The 16746-nt window shown below is 38.1% G+C and carries 15 protein-coding genes and 1 riboswitch; of the genes, 8 read left to right on the forward strand and 7 right to left on the reverse strand.

The features are described from left to right. Positions 1–400: 400 nt before the first annotated feature. The 3 genes from nadA (at position 401) to thiL (ending at position 3858) form a co-directional block, all read left to right on the forward strand. Positions 401–1399, forward strand: a complete 999-nt coding sequence (nadA, locus tag LQ201_RS13095; protein WP_230142970.1) for a quinolinate synthase NadA — start codon at positions 401–403, stop codon at positions 1397–1399. 75 nt (positions 1400–1474) lie between these two features. Further along, entirely contained in the window at positions 1475–2704 is a 1230-nt protein-coding gene (locus LQ201_RS13100; RefSeq protein WP_230142972.1) for a dicarboxylate/amino acid:cation symporter, read from the forward strand. A 113-nt stretch (positions 2705–2817) separates the two neighbouring features. Then, the gene (thiL, locus tag LQ201_RS13105; RefSeq protein WP_131526686.1) at positions 2818–3858 is read left to right on the forward strand and encodes a thiamine-phosphate kinase; all 1041 of its coding nucleotides are present in this window, start codon (positions 2818–2820) and stop codon (positions 3856–3858) included. 327 nt (positions 3859–4185) lie between these two features. On the opposite strand, the gene rmuC is transcribed toward thiL, so the two are convergent. Next, entirely contained in the window at positions 4186–5562 is a 1377-nt protein-coding gene (rmuC, locus tag LQ201_RS13110) for a DNA recombination protein RmuC (protein ID WP_230142974.1), read from the reverse strand. 118 nt (positions 5563–5680) lie between these two features. Here rmuC and purU point away from each other — a divergent pair, with 118 nt between their 5' ends. Continuing rightward, entirely contained in the window at positions 5681–6520 is an 840-nt protein-coding gene (gene purU / locus LQ201_RS13115) for a formyltetrahydrofolate deformylase (protein WP_230142975.1), read from the forward strand. Between the two features lie 201 nt (positions 6521–6721). Here the strand turns inward: purU and LQ201_RS13120 are convergent, their stop codons facing one another. Further along, positions 6722–7858 carry an FAD-binding oxidoreductase gene (locus LQ201_RS13120; protein WP_230142976.1) on the reverse strand — a complete coding sequence of 379 codons (1137 nt, stop codon included), beginning with the start codon at positions 7856–7858 and terminating at the stop codon, positions 6722–6724. A gap of 83 nt (positions 7859–7941) precedes the next feature. On the opposite strand from LQ201_RS13120, the gene LQ201_RS13125 reads away from it, so the two are divergent. After that, complete coding sequence (locus tag LQ201_RS13125; protein WP_230143451.1) at positions 7942–8637, forward strand: zinc metallopeptidase; 696 nt, start codon at positions 7942–7944, stop codon at positions 8635–8637. A gap of 513 nt (positions 8638–9150) precedes the next feature. Here LQ201_RS13125 and apaG read toward each other — a convergent pair. Continuing rightward, positions 9151–9537, reverse strand: coding sequence for a Co2+/Mg2+ efflux protein ApaG (gene apaG, locus LQ201_RS13130; protein WP_029274928.1), 387 nt, complete (start codon positions 9535–9537; stop codon positions 9151–9153). A gap of 36 nt (positions 9538–9573) precedes the next feature. After that, positions 9574–10581 (reverse strand): tRNA dihydrouridine synthase DusB, encoded by a 1008-nt coding sequence (gene dusB, locus LQ201_RS13135; RefSeq protein ID WP_230142978.1) that lies wholly within the window; start codon positions 10579–10581, stop codon positions 9574–9576. A 43-nt stretch (positions 10582–10624) separates the two neighbouring features. Here dusB and LQ201_RS13140 point away from each other — a divergent pair, with 43 nt between their 5' ends. From LQ201_RS13140 to LQ201_RS13150, 3 genes are read left to right on the forward strand one after another with little or no spacing between them, the layout of a single operon-like run. After that, positions 10625–11551: a CPBP family intramembrane glutamic endopeptidase gene (locus tag LQ201_RS13140; protein ID WP_230142980.1), complete on the forward strand. Its 927-nt coding sequence runs from the start codon at positions 10625–10627 to the stop codon at positions 11549–11551. Continuing rightward, positions 11532–11738 carry a putative signal transducing protein gene (locus LQ201_RS13145; protein WP_029274925.1) on the forward strand — a complete coding sequence of 69 codons (207 nt, stop codon included), beginning with the start codon at positions 11532–11534 and terminating at the stop codon, positions 11736–11738. The genes LQ201_RS13140 and LQ201_RS13145 overlap by 20 nt, the downstream gene beginning before the upstream one ends. Before the next feature lie 43 nt (positions 11739–11781). Beyond that, positions 11782–12591, forward strand: coding sequence for a phosphatidate cytidylyltransferase (locus LQ201_RS13150; protein WP_230142981.1), 810 nt, complete (start codon positions 11782–11784; stop codon positions 12589–12591). 124 nt (positions 12592–12715) lie between these two features. Here the strand turns inward: LQ201_RS13150 and LQ201_RS13155 are convergent, their stop codons facing one another. The 3 genes from LQ201_RS13155 to metE all read right to left on the reverse strand — a co-directional run bounded on the left by LQ201_RS13155 (position 12716) and on the right by metE (position 16239). Beyond that, the gene (locus LQ201_RS13155) at positions 12716–13381 is read right to left on the reverse strand and encodes a class I SAM-dependent methyltransferase (protein WP_230142982.1); all 666 of its coding nucleotides are present in this window, start codon (positions 13379–13381) and stop codon (positions 12716–12718) included. A gap of 61 nt (positions 13382–13442) precedes the next feature. After that, positions 13443–13829, reverse strand: a complete 387-nt coding sequence (locus LQ201_RS13160) for an acyl-CoA thioesterase (RefSeq protein WP_025141655.1) — start codon at positions 13827–13829, stop codon at positions 13443–13445. A gap of 76 nt (positions 13830–13905) precedes the next feature. After that, complete coding sequence (metE, locus tag LQ201_RS13165; RefSeq protein WP_230142983.1) at positions 13906–16239, reverse strand: 5-methyltetrahydropteroyltriglutamate--homocysteine S-methyltransferase; 2334 nt, start codon at positions 16237–16239, stop codon at positions 13906–13908. 196 nt (positions 16240–16435) lie between these two features. Then, positions 16436–16643: riboswitch (cobalamin riboswitch) on the reverse strand. Positions 16644–16746 lie beyond the last annotated feature (103 nt).

Consider the following 16746-nt stretch of genomic DNA (forward strand, 5'->3'; position numbering starts at 1 on the left):
TTAACTCTGTGTCTAAATTATCCTAACAAATAAATTTGAATGTTTAAAGCTACTCTAAAAAGACAATTTGCCACAATCTTTTAAGTAATTTTTGAGCACCTTTGTACAAGTAATTAACTTTTTACCCACTTATAAACAATTAACATTCGGGTATTGATAAAAATTGAGCGACTTTTCGATAGTGCTGAAAATCAAACTCATGATATTAGAGAAATGTAATCTAAATGTTAGTAAACGATTAACAACTTATATAAAAGAACTTTTTTTCGAAACTTGCCAACAATACTAACACACTAATAAACAAACAAGATTTATTTATTTAAAAATACTTATTAATTATTGAGACGTTGAAAGCTTTATCTTTGGCCAACGTCAAAATTCAAAAAAGGAAAATTTTAAAATGAACATAGATGTCTTAGAAGAAATCAATAAAAAAGGTTTCGCAGAAGAAGAAATTGATCCTACACTCGATCTTTTTGCTGAGATTGAGAAATTAAAGAAGGAAAAGAATGCCATTATTCTTGCACATTACTATCAAGAACCTGACATTCAGGATATTGCAGATTATATTGGCGATAGTTTAGGCCTATCTCAAGAAGCTGCAAAAACAGATGCTGATGTAATTGTGTTTGCTGGTGTGCATTTTATGGCCGAAACAGCAAAGATTTTATCGCCCAATAAAACCGTTTTATTACCAGATGTAAAAGCAGGATGCTCATTAGCAGATAGTTGTCCGCCCCATCTGTTTAGAAAGTTTAAAGAAAAATATCCAGATCACCTGGTCATCACGTATGTAAACTGTACTGCTGAACTAAAAGCTTTAAGTGACATTGTTTGTACCAGTACAAATGCCGTTCAAATTGTAGAGAGTTTACCTAAAGACCAAAAAATAATCTTCGGTCCCGATCGAAATTTAGGTGCTTATGTAGCAAAGAAAACAGGACGGGACTTAGTATTGTGGAATGGTGCCTGTATGGTACATGAGATTTTTTCGCAGGAGAAAATTACAAAACTAAAAGAACGCCATCCGAACGCTAAATTTATTGCGCATCCGGAATGTGAAGAAGTGGTTTTGAAAATGGCCGATTATATCGGTTCAACAACCGGACTTTTAAAATATACGATTACCAGTCCAGCTACAGAATTTATTGTAGCTACCGAAAGTGGAATTATCCACCAGATGGAAAAGGCAAATCCAACAAAAACATTTATTCCGGCGCCGCCGAATAACAGCTGTGCTTGTAACGATTGCCCATACATGAAAAGAAATACTTTAGAAAAACTATATTTATGTATTAAAAATGGTCTGCCTGAAGTTACTGTACCTGAGCATATTATTGAACTTGCCCGTAAACCGATACAGCGCATGCTTGATATTTCTGCAGAATTGGGCTTGTAAAAGATAGTGTAAAAGACATCCGAAGTTTACAAGGGCTTATGGCCAGCAAAACTTTGGATGTCTAATTTAACATTTATGGAAAAAAACAACATCCTTAAAAATTACTCAGGCTTATTATGGCTTTTGGCAGGAATAACTGTTGGAAGTATTGTGGGCTTAATTTTTGGGAAAAGCGTTGAAAGTATAAAACCATTGGGCGATATATTTTTAAACCTGTTGTTTACAGCTGTTATTCCATTGGTATTTTTTGCGGTTTCCTCAGCAATTGCGAATATCGATCGGACAAAAAAATTGGGAAGATTATTAACCATTATGGTTTTGGTTTTTCTTTCTACAGTATTAATTTCTGCGGTTTTAACCTTGGTTGCTACATGGATTTTTCCTATCCATCAACAATTAGGAAATACACCTTTACCAACTGAACCTGAAAAAATACAGTCGTTTGGCGAACAAATGACCCAACTTTTAACCGTAGGAGAATTTTTCGAGATAGGAAGTAGAAAAAATATGCTGGCACTGATAATTTTTTCGGTATTAGTTGGTTTTTCTACGTTATATGCTGGGAAAGAGGGCGATGGATTTAAGAACTTCTTGGTATCGGGCAATGAAGTGATGAAAAAACTCATCATTTTGATTATGAAACTTGGCCCAATCGGTTTGGGTGCTTATTTTGCTTATCAGGTTGGGGTTTTTGGTCCACAGCTTTTTGGAACCTATGCAAAAGCTTTAGGTTTGTACTACGGTGTAGGAGCGTTTTATTTTATCGTTTTTTTCACCTTATATGCTTTTGTTGCAGGTGGATTTAAAGCGATAAAAGTATTTTGGAAAAATAATATTGTGCCATCGTTAACCTCTATTGGAACCTGTAGCAGTATTGCCACTATTCCGGCAAATTTAGATGGTGCACGAAAAATGGGCGTACCCGATTACATTACCAATGTGACGATTCCTTTGGGTTCAACCTTGCATAAGGATGGCTCGAGTATTAGTTCTATTGTTAAAATTGCTGTTGTTTTTGCCATTTTTGGTAAGGATTTAGTACATGTTGATACCATTATTTTGGCACTGGGTATTACTGTTTTAGTGAGTATCGTAGAAGGTGGAATACCAAATGGCGGTTATATTGGCGAGCTATTAATGATTTCGGCTTACCAATTACCACCAGAGGCCCTACCACCAGCCATGATTATAGGAACGCTGGTTGATCCGATGGCTACTTTGTTAAATGCTACCGGTGATAATGTTGCGGCCATGTTAATTGCCAGGTTTACTGAAGGTAAGAATTGGATGGAAAATATTAAATAAATAGATCCGTCATGCTGAATTTAGTTCAGCATCTTGTTAGTAAGGCTCTGAAACAAGTTCAGAGTGACGATAATTAAAAATAAAATAGGGGGCTTCACCCCTAACTATTGCATATGTTTGAAAATAAAGAGCGTACAGATATTAATGAATTAGGCGAATTTGGGTTAATTAAACACCTAACTACTAATTTTAAAATTAAAAACGATTATTCGGTAAAAGGTGTCGGCGATGATGCTGCTGTTTTAGATGCCAAAGGGAAACAGACCTTAATTTCGACTGATTTATTGTTGGAAGGAATCCATTTTGATTTGGCTTATGTGCCTTTAATGCACTTAGGTTACAAGGCTGTTCAGGTAAATTTGAGTGATATTTATGCCATGAACGGAAAAGCAAGTCAGATTACAGTTTCGTTGGGCTTGTCGAGCAAATTTCCTTTAGAGGCTGTTGAAGAAATTTATAAGGGAATTGAGCTGGCTTGCAACAAATATAACATTGATTTAATTGGTGGAGATACATCATCGAGCAAGCAAGGCCTGGTAATCAGTATTACGAGTATTGGTTATGCCGATGCAGACAAAGTGGTGTACCGAAATGGCGCTCAAGAACATGATTTATTATGTGTTTCTGGCGATTTGGGCGGTGCTTATTTAGGCCTACAGATTTTAGAAAGAGAGAAATTAATCTACCTGGAAAACCCACAGATCCAACCAGATTTAGAAGGTAAAGATTATATCATCGAAAGACAATTGAAACCAGAAGCAAGGATGGATATTATTGCACTTTTAGATGAAATGAATATAAAACCAACTTCGATGATCGATGTTTCGGATGGTTTAGCTTCAGAAATTTTGCATTTGGCAGAACAATCAGATAAAGGAATGACTATTTACGAGGAGAAAATTCCTTTAGATCCCATGACTTATGAAACCGCGCGTGAATTAGGTTTAGACCCAACGGTTTGTGCTTTAAGTGGTGGCGAAGATTACGAGTTGTTGTTTACCATTAGTCAGGAGGATTATAAAAAACTGAAACATGATGTAGATATTACCGTGATTGGACATGTTACGGATAAAAACTCGGGTTGTAAAATGGTTTCTAAATCAGAAAAAGTACACGAGCTGAAGGCTCAGGGTTGGAATGCTTTTAATAAGTAAAAATAGGTCGTCATTTCGAGCGGAGTGCAACGAAGTCGAGAACCCGAAGGCTCAGCGAAGCTAAATCTTAGTAGGCAGATCTCTCCATTCCACTGCGTTTCAGTCGAGATGACGATTTTACTTTGTAGTCGATATTGCTAAGAAATATAAAATGTTCTAAGTGATAACGACTTTTTTCTTTTAGTCGCTTATGTTAGTCTCTAATAGCCATCATTACAACTCTCTATTCATCAAGAAATAAAAAATCGTCTTAGGTACGTCAAAAAAAAGCACTAACTTTGCAAGTTTTTAGCTATAATTTAGAGCTAAAAAATCAAAGGGATTTGCCTAATCCTCGTTAAGATCCAAATACTTCGTATCAATCTGTTTGGTGGTTTTTGCGCCTAATTTTTTAATCTTTTCAGAAGTGTTTGTTAAATTTCCCGAACCTACCGACAATTTATTAATGGCTTTATCGTAGGCATCCTGACCATTTTTGATGTGTTTGCCAATATTTTCCATATCCGAAATAAAGCCTACAAACTTATCGTACATACTGCCGCTTAAACGGGCAATTTCCATTACATTACGGTTTTGGCGCTCCTGTTTCCACATGCTGGCAATGGTGCGTAAAGTTGCCAAAAGTGTTGATGGACTTACAATCACTACCCTTCTATCCCAGGCAAAATTGAAAAGTTCAGCATCTTTTTGAACCGCAATGCTGAAAGAAGATTCGATCGGTACAAATAGCAAAACAAAATCCGGAGAGTTGATTTTATATAAATCCTGGTAATTTTTAGCAGATAGTTCCTGGATGTGGTTCTTAATAGAGGCTAAATGCTGTTTTACATAGCCTTCACGCTCTTCATCGCTCTCAGCTGATACAGAACGCTCATAAGCAACCAGAGATACCTTAGCGTCAACTACAAGGTGTTTGTTGTCTGGTAGGTCAATCACTACATCGGGCTGGTAGCGACCGCCTTCGGCGGATGTATGTGAGGCTTGAATGCGATATTCATGATCGCGTACTAAACCCGAGCGTTCCAAAACTTTTTCTAAAATCACTTCCCCCCAATTCCCTTGCTTTTTGCTATCGCCTTTTAAAGCTTTGGTTAAATTATTAGCATCTTCCTGAATCTGTTTACTTTGATCCATCAATAGTGAAATTACGCCTTTCAGTGTATTTCTTTCATCCGATTCGGCTTTGTAAACCTTTTCTACTTTATCTTCAAAAGCCTTAATATTTTCTTTCAAAGGATTTAAGATGATATCCAAATTAGTTCGGTTCTGCTCAATAAACTTGCTCGATTTTTCCTCCAGGATTTTATTGGCAATTAATTCAAAGTCTTTGTTTAATTTTTCTTGCGACTGCTCAAAACTTAGCTTCTGTTCGGCAAGTTTTTCTTTTTCGGCCAGGTAAAAAGACCTGGTACTTTCCAATTCTCGGTTGGCATCGGCAAGCCGGTCGCGCTCAGCCTGCAATTCATCAATTAGGCGTTGCTGTTCCTGTTTAAGTAGCGTAGTAATGTGCTCTTTTTCGGCAGATAAATTAGAAACACGTTCGTCGGCTTTGGCCAGGCTGATTTTTAACGATTCATTTTCACTTTTTGTTCTTTCGAAGTCTTCCGCCGAAATAATAGAAAGAGCAGCCTGTGGTTTCTTCAATAATAAAATAACCAGAACTATTAAAATAACGATTAGTAAAGCAATACCCGCAATCTCCATAATGATAAAAATTTTAGCAAAAATGAAGATTTAAAATAGATATACCAAAAAATTTTAGTTTTTGTGAACGGAAAATAACGGAAAAAAATTTCTATAATTGGATATTAGTATTTTATAAATGAATGCATTAACAGTCCTCATATCCTGCCCCGATCAAGTTGGTTTAGTTACAAATATTACGCGTGTGCTGGCTGCACACCAATTGAATATTATCGCCATGCGCGAGTTTGTAGACGAAGCCAATAAATCGTTTTTTACCCGTATTGCCTGTACTGGAAACCTGGAGGATGCAGAAAAATTAAAAGAAAAACTTTTAGAAAACCTGCCAAATGCTGCTGAAGTAAATTTAATTACCCAACAGGAAAAACAGATTGCTGTTTTGGTAACCAAGGAGTATCATTGCCTGGCAGAAATACTGATCAAAAACCAATTCAAAACTTTAGGTGCCAACGTACAATGTGTAATAGGCAATTACGAAAGCCTGAGAGATTTTACCGAAAAATTGGGTATTCCTTATTTTTATGTCGATCATTCCAATAAAGATAAAAGTGAATTTGAGGCTGAAGTTAAAGCTATTATCAACCGGTTTGAGGTAGACTATTTAGTGTTGGCTAAATTTATGAGAATCCTTTCTGCCGATTTTGTAAAAGAATATGCAGGTAAAATCATCAATATCCATCATTCATTTTTACCGGCTTTTATTGGTGCCAACCCCTATCGCCAGGCTTTTGAACGCGGTGTAAAAATTATTGGTGCCACCGCCCATTTTGTTACCGATAACCTCGATGAAGGCCCGATTATTACGCAACATACCAATCACGTAGATCATAATTTCGGAGTGAAAGAAATGGTTCGGGCAGGAAAAGAAATAGAGAAAAAGGTACTGTTAGAAGCTTTAGAACTTATTTTCGAAGACCGCGTTTTTGTGAGTGGGAATAAGACGATTGTGTTTAAGTAACTGATATGCGTTATTCCACAAATCGTCATTTCGAGCGGAGTGCAACGAAGTCGAGAAATCTGTATAGGTAGATCTTTCTCCCGATTTAACGTCGGGATTGTGCTTCAGTCGAGATGACGTAACTGTTAGAAGGATCTTTTAAATTAAAACCAACTCAGCGTGCTTTGTGGTTTTTTCTCTGTGTTCTTTGTGGTAAAAAAACTATAAGCTTTTCAGCAGCAGATTCGCCGCATCTTCTCCTGTTTGCGCACCAATTGCTATGCCCATGCCATTGCACCGCGTAGCACAAAAGATATTTGGCTTAATCTCTTCTACAAGTGGTTCCAGAATTTTTCCAAAAGCCATAATACCGCTCCATCGATAATCGATTTCATAATTAACTTTAGGGAGGATTACATTTTTTAATAAATCTTCCAACGCTAGCTGAACTGCCTCAGTTTGGCCAAATTCGGTGGTTTCTTCGGCTTTAAAATCGATATTTCTGCCACCGCCCAATAAAACTCTATTGTTTATATTTCTGAAATAATAATAACCTTTATCGTAATGGAAGGTGCCTGCTATTTTTAGTGCCTTAATGGGTTTGGTAATTAAAACCTGACCACGGCCAGGACTAATATCAACATCGGGCAATAAGTCTTTTACGAAGGCATTGGTGGTTACAATTAGCCGTTTACAGAAAAAGCTTCCATTTTTGGTTAACAATTGTGTACCCTCGTTTTCTTGCTGAATCTGGTCTACTGCACAATTATTAAATATGCTAACGCCGAGTTTTTGTGCATATTGAATTAAAGCAAACATCATTTTACCACTATCAATCTGTGCTTCGTACCGGTTTTCGATTAAAGTTCTGATACCTTCAAAACCAAAGGAAGTAATTTTTTTATTGGCAAGGCCAAAGGCGTTGGCACCAACAATATCGTTAATGAGACGGTTATAATGTTCAATTTTGGATACACATGTGTCGGCCAGAAAAATGTCATCATTTTTAAATAATTCGTATCCTCCTAAACATTGGTAATCAATGGTTTTATCGCTTAATAAATTGCGCAGTTTAAGGAGGCCCTTCCAGCGTTTTTCTATAAGGAGTGCTAGGCCATTTAAGCCAGCACATTCTTCTTGCTCAATCAGTTCAGAAATACTACCGAAGCATGCAAAACCCGCATTTTTGGTGCTGGCACCTGTTGGTAAAAAGCCCCTTTCGAGGATTGCAATTTTTAAAGTTGGAGCGGTTTTTTTAAGTTGGATAGCAGCATTTAAACCAACAATTCCACTACCGATAACAATAGTATCATAAGTAAAAAACGACTCCTTCTCCCAATATGAAAACGCTGTTGGCATAGTATAAATGTACCATTTTTTAACGCTTAAATAATATGGGAACGCTTTTTGATATATGTTAAATGAAAAACATACAGAAGAAAATGGGAGTTTATTTAATATTAATCATCCCGGTATTATTGCTGAGCATGTTTGTACAATGGCGATTTAGAAATAAGTTTTCTAAGTATGCCGAAATGCAACTTAGCTCAGGTTTATCGGGCAAAGAGGTAGCAGAAAGAATGCTACATGATAATGGGATATACGACGTGAAGGTGATGAGTACCGAAGGACAACTAACAGATCATTACAATCCAACAGATAAGACCGTTAATTTAAGTACAGATGTATATTATAGCCGAAGCGTAGCTGCCGCGGCTGTAGCGGCCCACGAATGTGGACATGCGGTACAACAGGCGAAATCGTATAACTGGCTTAATTTAAGAAGCAGTATGGTTCCGGTGGTAAGTATATCATCTAATCTTTTACAGTGGGTATTATTAATTGGTGTATTGTTAATAGGCTTTACCGGAAATCCAATTGTTTTGGCAATTGGCGTGGTAGGTTTAGCACTGGTAACCATATTTAGTATCATTACCCTACCAGTCGAATTTGATGCCAGTAACCGCGCATTGGCCTGGCTAAAAAATAATAATGGTGTAATGCAAACACAAGAGGAAAATGCGCAGGCTAAAGATGCGCTTTGGTGGGCAGCCATGACTTATGTGGTAGCCGCTGTTGGTGCATTAGCCAATTTATTGTATTACGCATCAATGCTTTTTGGAAGAAGCAGAGATTAAAGAGATATCTAATTATGAAAAGCACAGAACGGCCGGGTAATCCTGGCCGTTTTTGGTTTATAGAACTGTTCCTTTCCAACAGAAATAATTGAGCGTTTTTTGGAAAGTAATTTTGTGGTAAATGGGGAAGTTCCGGTCCTGCTTTTTGTTACGCCGATGAAGAATCGGGCTTCACGTCAATCAGGTTCAGGTGGCGAAGTTAGCTGTACTATTTGGGGTTGCAGGGTGCGCAAAAATTTGTAGGCATCATGCTGTAAACCTTTAATAGTTGCAGCAAAACTGCGGTTTAAACCTGATTGCAGCGGCAGCTCCCGATTGAAAAGAGGGACTATAGCAGAAAGCAGGAATAACCTAAAAACGAAACACTGAAATTGCTTTTCTAAAAAATAGAGAAGAGATTGGTTGCCGTTTACACCCTGGGGGACAGACCTATAACGTAACTCGATTCAGAGATTTCTACATTTCGCTTCACTACGGTCGAAATGACGATTTGTGGCAGGATGGAATTAAGGATTAATTTAATTTATAAGGAGCGATTAACTGAAATTCTGGAATATCAACCTCGAATTCAGATCCATCTATATCACGTTTCATTAAGTATGCACCCTTCATGCTGCCCATGTCGGTTTTTAAATTACATCCTGAAACATATACATGTGTTTCGCCAGGTTGAATAATAGGCTGTAAACCAACAACGCCCTCACCTTCTACTTCTCTGCGGCTACTGTTCGAATCGAAAATAAACCACTGGCGGCGCATTAATTGAACAGCATAATCAGAAAGATTAGAAATTTCTACGCGATAAGCGAACATATAATGCTCGTTGGCCGGATTTGAATATTCTGGCTGGTACACTGTTTCTACTGAAACCTTAACACCGTCTGTAATAGCTGTAACCATGATGATTTACGAATGTATAAAAAAACCTTTCAAAAATCAAGCCAGTACTTTAGTGGCATCGTAGTCGGCAAATTTTTCTGCCACTTCTTCTAAAATACTGTAAATGTTGTTGATATCTGGCTCGGCCACCAAACGCATACGGTAAGGTTTGAAATCTGGCAGGCCTTTAAAATAGTTTGCATAATGGCGGCGCATTTCGAAAATTCCGGTTTTAGGGCCTTTCCATTCTAATGATTTATCTAAATGTGTACGGCAAACTTCAATACGCTCTTCAATAGTTGGTCCGGCAAGGTGTTCGCCCGTTTTAAAAAAATGTTTTACCTCGCGAAAAATCCATGGATAACCGATTGCTGCACGGCCGATCATAATGCCATCTATCTCATATTCCATACGCCAGGCCGCAGCTTTTTCTGGGCTATCTACATCGCCATTGCCAAAAATCGGTATTTTGATGCGTGGATTGCGTTTAATCTCCCGGATAAGCGACCAATCGGCCTCGCCTTTATATAACTGTGCTCTTGTTCTGCCATGAATGGTAAGTGCCTGAATACCCACGTCCTGAAGGCGCTCGGCCACTTCGTAAACATTTTTGGTATTATCATCCCAACCAAGACGGGTTTTAACGGTAACGGGCAAATGTGAAGCTTTAACAACAGCTTCGGTCATTTTTACCATTTTATCAATATCCTGTAAAAGGCTAGAACCCGCACCTTTACATACTACGTTTTTAACCGGACAGCCATAATTGATGTCAACCAGATCAGGTCCTGCTGCTGAGGCAATTTCTGAGGCTTCGCGCATGTGCTCGATATCGCCACCAAAAATCTGGATGCCAATTGGCCTTTCGTATTCGAAAATATCAAGCTTTTGTAAGCTTTTTGCAGCATCGCGGATTAAACCTTCCGAAGAAATAAACTCTGTGTACATCATATCGGCCCCGTTTTTTTTGCACACATAACGGAACGGCGGATCACTCACGTCCTCCATTGGAGCCAGTAATAAAGGGAACTCACCTAAATCTATATTTCCTATCTTAACAGACATTTTCTATCTTCAACGATTAATAAAACATACAAAGGTACAAATAATGAATTTTGTAACACCTAACAAGGAGGAAATCAATCCTTTCTTACAATTACTTTTACTTTTATTTTACGCAGTTGTGGGCGGGCTTGTGTTTGGGCTTCTGGCTGTTGTCATCGTTTTAATGATGTATGGCTTAGGAATAGTAAGTAATTTGGACATGCTTTTAGCTGGTGATCCTAAGTATATTGCTGGTTTTAAAGTGATACAAATATTAAGTTCGATCGGAACATTTATTTTACCTCCAATTGCCCTGGCCTTAACAGAAAGGAAAAAAGTAACAGAATTTTATCTTTTCAAGCAACCAAAATTCTTGCTGGTTGTGCTTGTTCTGGCCATTATGATACTGAGTATGCCATTTATGGAATGGACAGTGATTTGGAACCAGAAAATGGTTTTGCCTGATTTTTTGCATAAGATAGAACAGTGGATGAAGGAGAAGGAAGCCATTGCAATGAAAATGACCATTCAATTGATCACTGTACGAAGTAATTTCGATTTCATTGTAAACCTCGTTATGATTGCTGTTATACCTGCAATTGGCGAAGAATTAATGTTTCGTGGAGGTGTGCAAAGATCGTTAAACAGGGCTTTTGGTAACCCCCACGTTGCAATTTGGCTATCGGCCATAATTTTCAGTGCCATCCATGTGCAGTTTTATGGTTTTGTGCCACGTATGTTATTGGGTGCGGGTTTTGGCTACTTGTATTATTATAGTGGAAGCATCTGGTACGCTATGCTAGCGCACTTTATAAATAATGCCTATGCGGTTTGTGCGGCTTTTTATATGCAAAAACACCATATGCCCCTTGATAAAGCTGATGAACCGATCGGTTTTCCATGGTATGGCTATTTAATTAGTGCAATAATTACCATAGCTTTGTTCAAAATTTTTAAAGATAACGCATCACGTGAGCGAAAATTGGGTTAAAGTATATACCACCAGCGATGCCTTTGCGGCCGAGGTATTAAAACAGGGATTAACAGAAGCCGGAATTCCGGCAGTAACGATAAATAAACAGCTCTCGGCATATAATATTGGCGAAATAAATGTTTTGGTGAATAAGGTAGATTTCGATAAAGCCATAGAATACATCGTTGAAAACGAAATTGAATAGTGATGATGACCTTAAACCTTACACCCTTTACCTCTTACCTTAAATGAAAACCAGGGCAATAACCGCTTTCTTTTTTACCATTGTAATGCTTGGCTCTATCCTTCTGGGCAGCTATACTTTTACTATATTTTATCTTGTTTTAAGTGTTTTGGCTTTATTTGAGTTTTACAAGCTGATTAAAAACTCCGGCATCAGGCCACACCGAAATATTGGTTTAGCAGCAGGATCTTTGATCTTTTTAATGGCAGCAGGTTTACATTACCTGGAATATGATGTGAAATATTTGCTGCTTTGTATCCCGCTGATTTTCTCGGTTTTTATAACGGAGTTATATAAAAAGAACAAAATTCCATTCGCCAATATCTCGTATACTTTTGTTGGCTTTGTTTATGTAACCATTCCTTTCTGCTTTTTTCATGCCCTGGGCTTTTTAAAAAACTGGAGCGAATATAACTTTCATCTTCCGCTGGCATTTTTACTGATGCTTTGGGCAAATGATACAGGTGCTTACCTTTTTGGTGTAAAATACGGTAAACGTAAATTGTTCGCGCGCCACTCGCCAAAGAAAAGCTGGGAAGGTTTTTTCGGAGGGATGTTCACCAGCGTTTTGGTTGCTTTTGGCTTATCATTTCTGTTCACCGAAAGTCCAGCTTGGGTTTGGATCGGTATGGCTGTATTGATTGCGTGCTTTGGTACATTGGGCGATTTAGTAGAATCGATGCTTAAACGCAGTTTGGATACGAAAGATAGTGGTGGTTTATTACCAGGGCATGGTGGTTTATTAGATCGTTTTGATGGCTTGTTGCTGTCTGCCCCAGTGGTTTATGCCTATCTGTATCTGATTTTGTATTAAAATTGACTTATCTATCGTCCTCGTTTGTAACGAGGATGAATGAGATCCACATTTGTAATGTGGTTATGCTATTAGCGATACAATCGCTATTCTCGCTAATCCTCGTTACAAACGAGGACTATGATTATGCAGTAGCTGTTATAACGTAATATGCTCTTTCTATCTTTTCACCGGTTTTACTTTGTATCTGCTCTAATTTTTTGAGCGTATTTTTAATGGTATACCCCGCTTTTTCTAATAGTTCTTTTACGGTTTCTACATTGTAAAGTGTAAAACCATAAGACGTAAACGGGAGGTTTTTCATAAAATTTTTATCAGCAAAACATATAGCCAAAGTGCCGTCAGGTTTTAGTGTTCGCTTAATTTCGTCGAAGTATTCACTTGGATTTGTCCAAAAGTAAATTGTATTAACCGTAAAAATTTTATCAAACCGATCATCCTCAAATGGTAATGTAACGCCATCTGTTAGCTGAAAATGAACCTTTCCTTTTGTTATGAAATCCTGATTGATCTTTTCGGCCTCGGCAATAATGGTTGCAGAAATGTCAGCACCGAAATAATGGAGGTTTTCGGCTTTTGATAAGAGTTGAGCAATGTGCCCGCCGTTACCATGACCAATTTCTAAAACAGTTTCATCGCTTTTAAGATCTAATGCCTCAATTGCAGAAGTAGTCATGCCGATATTATTGGCATGCATCATTTCACCTGTTTTAATGCCGTGTTCCCCTTCGGGACAACCCAATTGTTTAGCAATATTTTTTAAGTCTTCTTCAGAAAGTTGCTGTTCCATAATCAAATTTAAAAATTAAGGCATTATGATTTTTACATCTTTTTGGCCATAGCTTATAAGATTATTTAATCACTTGAACTGGCTTTTTATTTTCATCAATGGCCACAAAAGTAAAATCGCCATGAACGGCCAATTCTCTTCCTTCGGCATACATCTGTTCGATATAAATTTCTACATTAACCTTTAAACTGGTATTGCCCACATGATTTACCTTACCGATAAGCTCTACGATTGTACCTGCTGGGATAGGTTTTTTGAAATCTATCCTGTCGCTGCTTACGGTAACCATAATCTGACGGCTAAAGCGGGTTGCGGTAATAAAAGCAACTTCGTCCATTAAATGCATGGCTGTTCCGCCGAAAAGGGTATCGTAATGGTTTGTTGTATTTGGGAAAACGGCTTTAAAAATGCTGGTTTTAGAATTTTCTATTCTTTCTTCTAGGGTCATGCGTTAAATATAGGTGCTGTAAAAAGCTTTGGCAACTTTCTAGTTATTTTTAGTAGAAAATTGCCAAAGTAAAGAATTAATTCACCTGAAGATCTGCAGCCAAAACCGCTTCGGTTTTACGCATTTCTTTGGCAGCTTCGACCATTTCTATTAAGGCCTTTTTGGTTTCGTCCCATCCGCGGGTTTTTAGACCACAATCAGGGTTTACCCAGAGTTGCCCGGAGGGAATAACAGCCTTTGCTTTTTTGAGCAATTGAACCATTTCTTCCCTCTTCGGAACCCTTGGAGAGTGAATATCGTATACGCCTGGGCCAATTTCGTTTGGATATTTAAAATCGGCAAAAGCGTCTAATAATTCCATTTGCGAACGTGAGGTTTCGATGGTGATTACGTCGGCATCCATATCGGCAATATTTTGGATGATATCGTTAAATTCCGAGTAACACATGTGCGTGTGGATCTGTGTATCATCCTTCACGCCGCTCGCCGAAATTTTAAAGGCTTTAACCGCCCAGTTTAAATAGTTTTGCCAATCAGCTTTGCGCAATGGTAAACCTTCTCTAATGGCTGGCTCATCAATCTGAATGATTTTTATCCCAGCATTTTCCAGGTCGCAAACCTCATCCCGGATGGCCAGTGCAATTTGGGTACAGGTTTCTGATCGTGGTTGATCATTACGTACGAACGACCATTGTAAGATGGTTACAGGACCTGTGAGCATACCTTTCATATATTTGGAGGTAAGCGACTGTGCATAGGCGGTCCATTTTACCGTCATGGGTTTCGGACGCGAAACATCACCAAAAATGATCGGTGGTTTTACACAGCGGGAGCCATAACTCTGTACCCAGCCATTTTTGGAGAAAGCAAAACCATCCAGCTGCTCACCGAAGTATTCAACCATATCGTTGCGCTCAAATTCGCCATGAACCAAAACATCCAGATCGATTTCTTCCTGCCAGCTTACGGCTTTTGCGGTTTCTTTTGCAATGAGATCATCATATTCTTCAACGGTAAAAGTTCCGTTTTTAAGCTTTGCCCTCCAGCTTCTTACCTCTGCCGTTTGCGGAAACGATCCGATGGTTGTGGTGGCGTAACTTGGCAGATTGAGTTCCTGTTGTTTAATTTTTCTGCTCGAAAATGGACTTAAACGTTCTGCATCCTGTTCTTTTAATCCTAAAACACGCTGTTTAACTTCAGGATTGTGGATGATTTTAGAAACTTTACGGTTAGCAATCGCGATCTTATTTTCCTCAAGTTTTTGCAGGGTAGATGCAGGGCTTTCGTTGGTGATCAGTTTTTTTAGGGTAGCTACCTCCGCAATTTTTTGTTTCGCATAAGCCAGCCACTGTTTAATTTCGGCTGAAAGGTTTTGCGCATTGGTTTCATTGTCTAAATCAACAGGTGAGTGGATTAAGGAACAAGACGGGGCGATCCACACCTTATCCAGGCCTCTTTTTTCTACAGCTTGATTAATGCTTGAAACAGATTTCTCGAAATCATTTTTCCAGATGTTTCTTCCGTCTACCAAACCTAACGAAAGGATAGTATCTTCTTTTAATGAAGCTAAAACATCCGATAATTGACCTTCAGCACGTACCAGGTCGATATGTAAAACATTTACCGGGAGTGAAGTCGTTAGTGCTAAATTATTGCCCAGGCCCTCAAAATAAGTAGCCAAAACAATTTTTAACCTTGGAAAAGCTTTTCTGATCTCTTTATAGGCATATTCGTAAGCTTTCTTGTCTTTTTCGGTAAGGTCTAAAGTCAAAAAAGGTTCATCAAACTGAACATATTCTACATCCAAAGCATCCAGGCGGGATAATATCTCGATATAAACCGGAAGGAGATTTTTGATCAGATCGATTTTTTCAAAGCCAGTTTCCTTTTCTTTTCCCAATAATAGGTAAGAAACAGGACCGATTAAAACAGGCTTTGTGGTAATACCCAATTGTTTTGCCTCGTAAAACTCATCGATAATTTTGGTAGAGAAAAGTTTAAAAGGCTGGTCTTTGTAAAACTCAGGAACAATGTAATGGTAATTGGTATCAAACCATTTGGTCATTTCCATCGCTACCACATCTAATCCCTCTTTCTGATAACCTCTTGCCATTGCAAAATAGAGATCAAGCTCTGAATTTCCTTTTTTCAATATCACTTCGTTGTACCTTTTCGGGATCGCGCCAAAAGTTAAAGAATGATCGAGCACATGATCGTAAAAAGAAAAGTCATTCGAAGGAATGATATCAATTCCGGCTTCTTTTTGAAGGTTCCAGTTTTCGTGGCGAATGTTTTTTCCCACCTGAAGTACATTTTTGTACCCAGTTTTATCTGCCCAGTAATTTTCGCAGATTTTCTTTAATTCCCTTTGGCTACCTATTCGCGGATAGCCCAGATTTTGCGTTAGCATCTCTTTTAAAGATTAAGTAAATAAATCGTTTAAAAGCCCTTAAAGCAATATTTTATAATGTTTTTTGTTAGAAATGAAAAAGGAAAGGTAGCGCACAAGCAGCCTACTCATTAGCAAAAAGCTTAAAGCAAGCATATAAAATGGTTAATTTTATGGTGTACAATCAGACCTGACCAATTACTTTATAACGCGAAAGCACCGTCAATTCAATATAGGCAGGTCTCCTGACTTATTCCCGATCTTATCGCCTTCCCATCCCGGTAAACGGCACAGTGGCATGAATGATAAGACCGTTGTCTTTTAACAAAAAGACAGAATTTACAGTTGCGCGACAGCTCGTGATTTGCACACGATTCCCTATTAATCCCGGTTGTATTCCGGGAACCTGTATCGGTTGATGAAAAATAAAGTTAAGAACTTACATCAGGACAAATGTATGGATTAGGATTTAAAACTTGTAACAAATTTACAGCAAGCGGTTTTTGGACCTTATTCTCTACTATATTT

This window comes from Pedobacter sp. Bi126 (genome assembly GCF_918698245.1).
GTDB lineage: Bacteria > Bacteroidota > Bacteroidia > Sphingobacteriales > Sphingobacteriaceae > Pedobacter.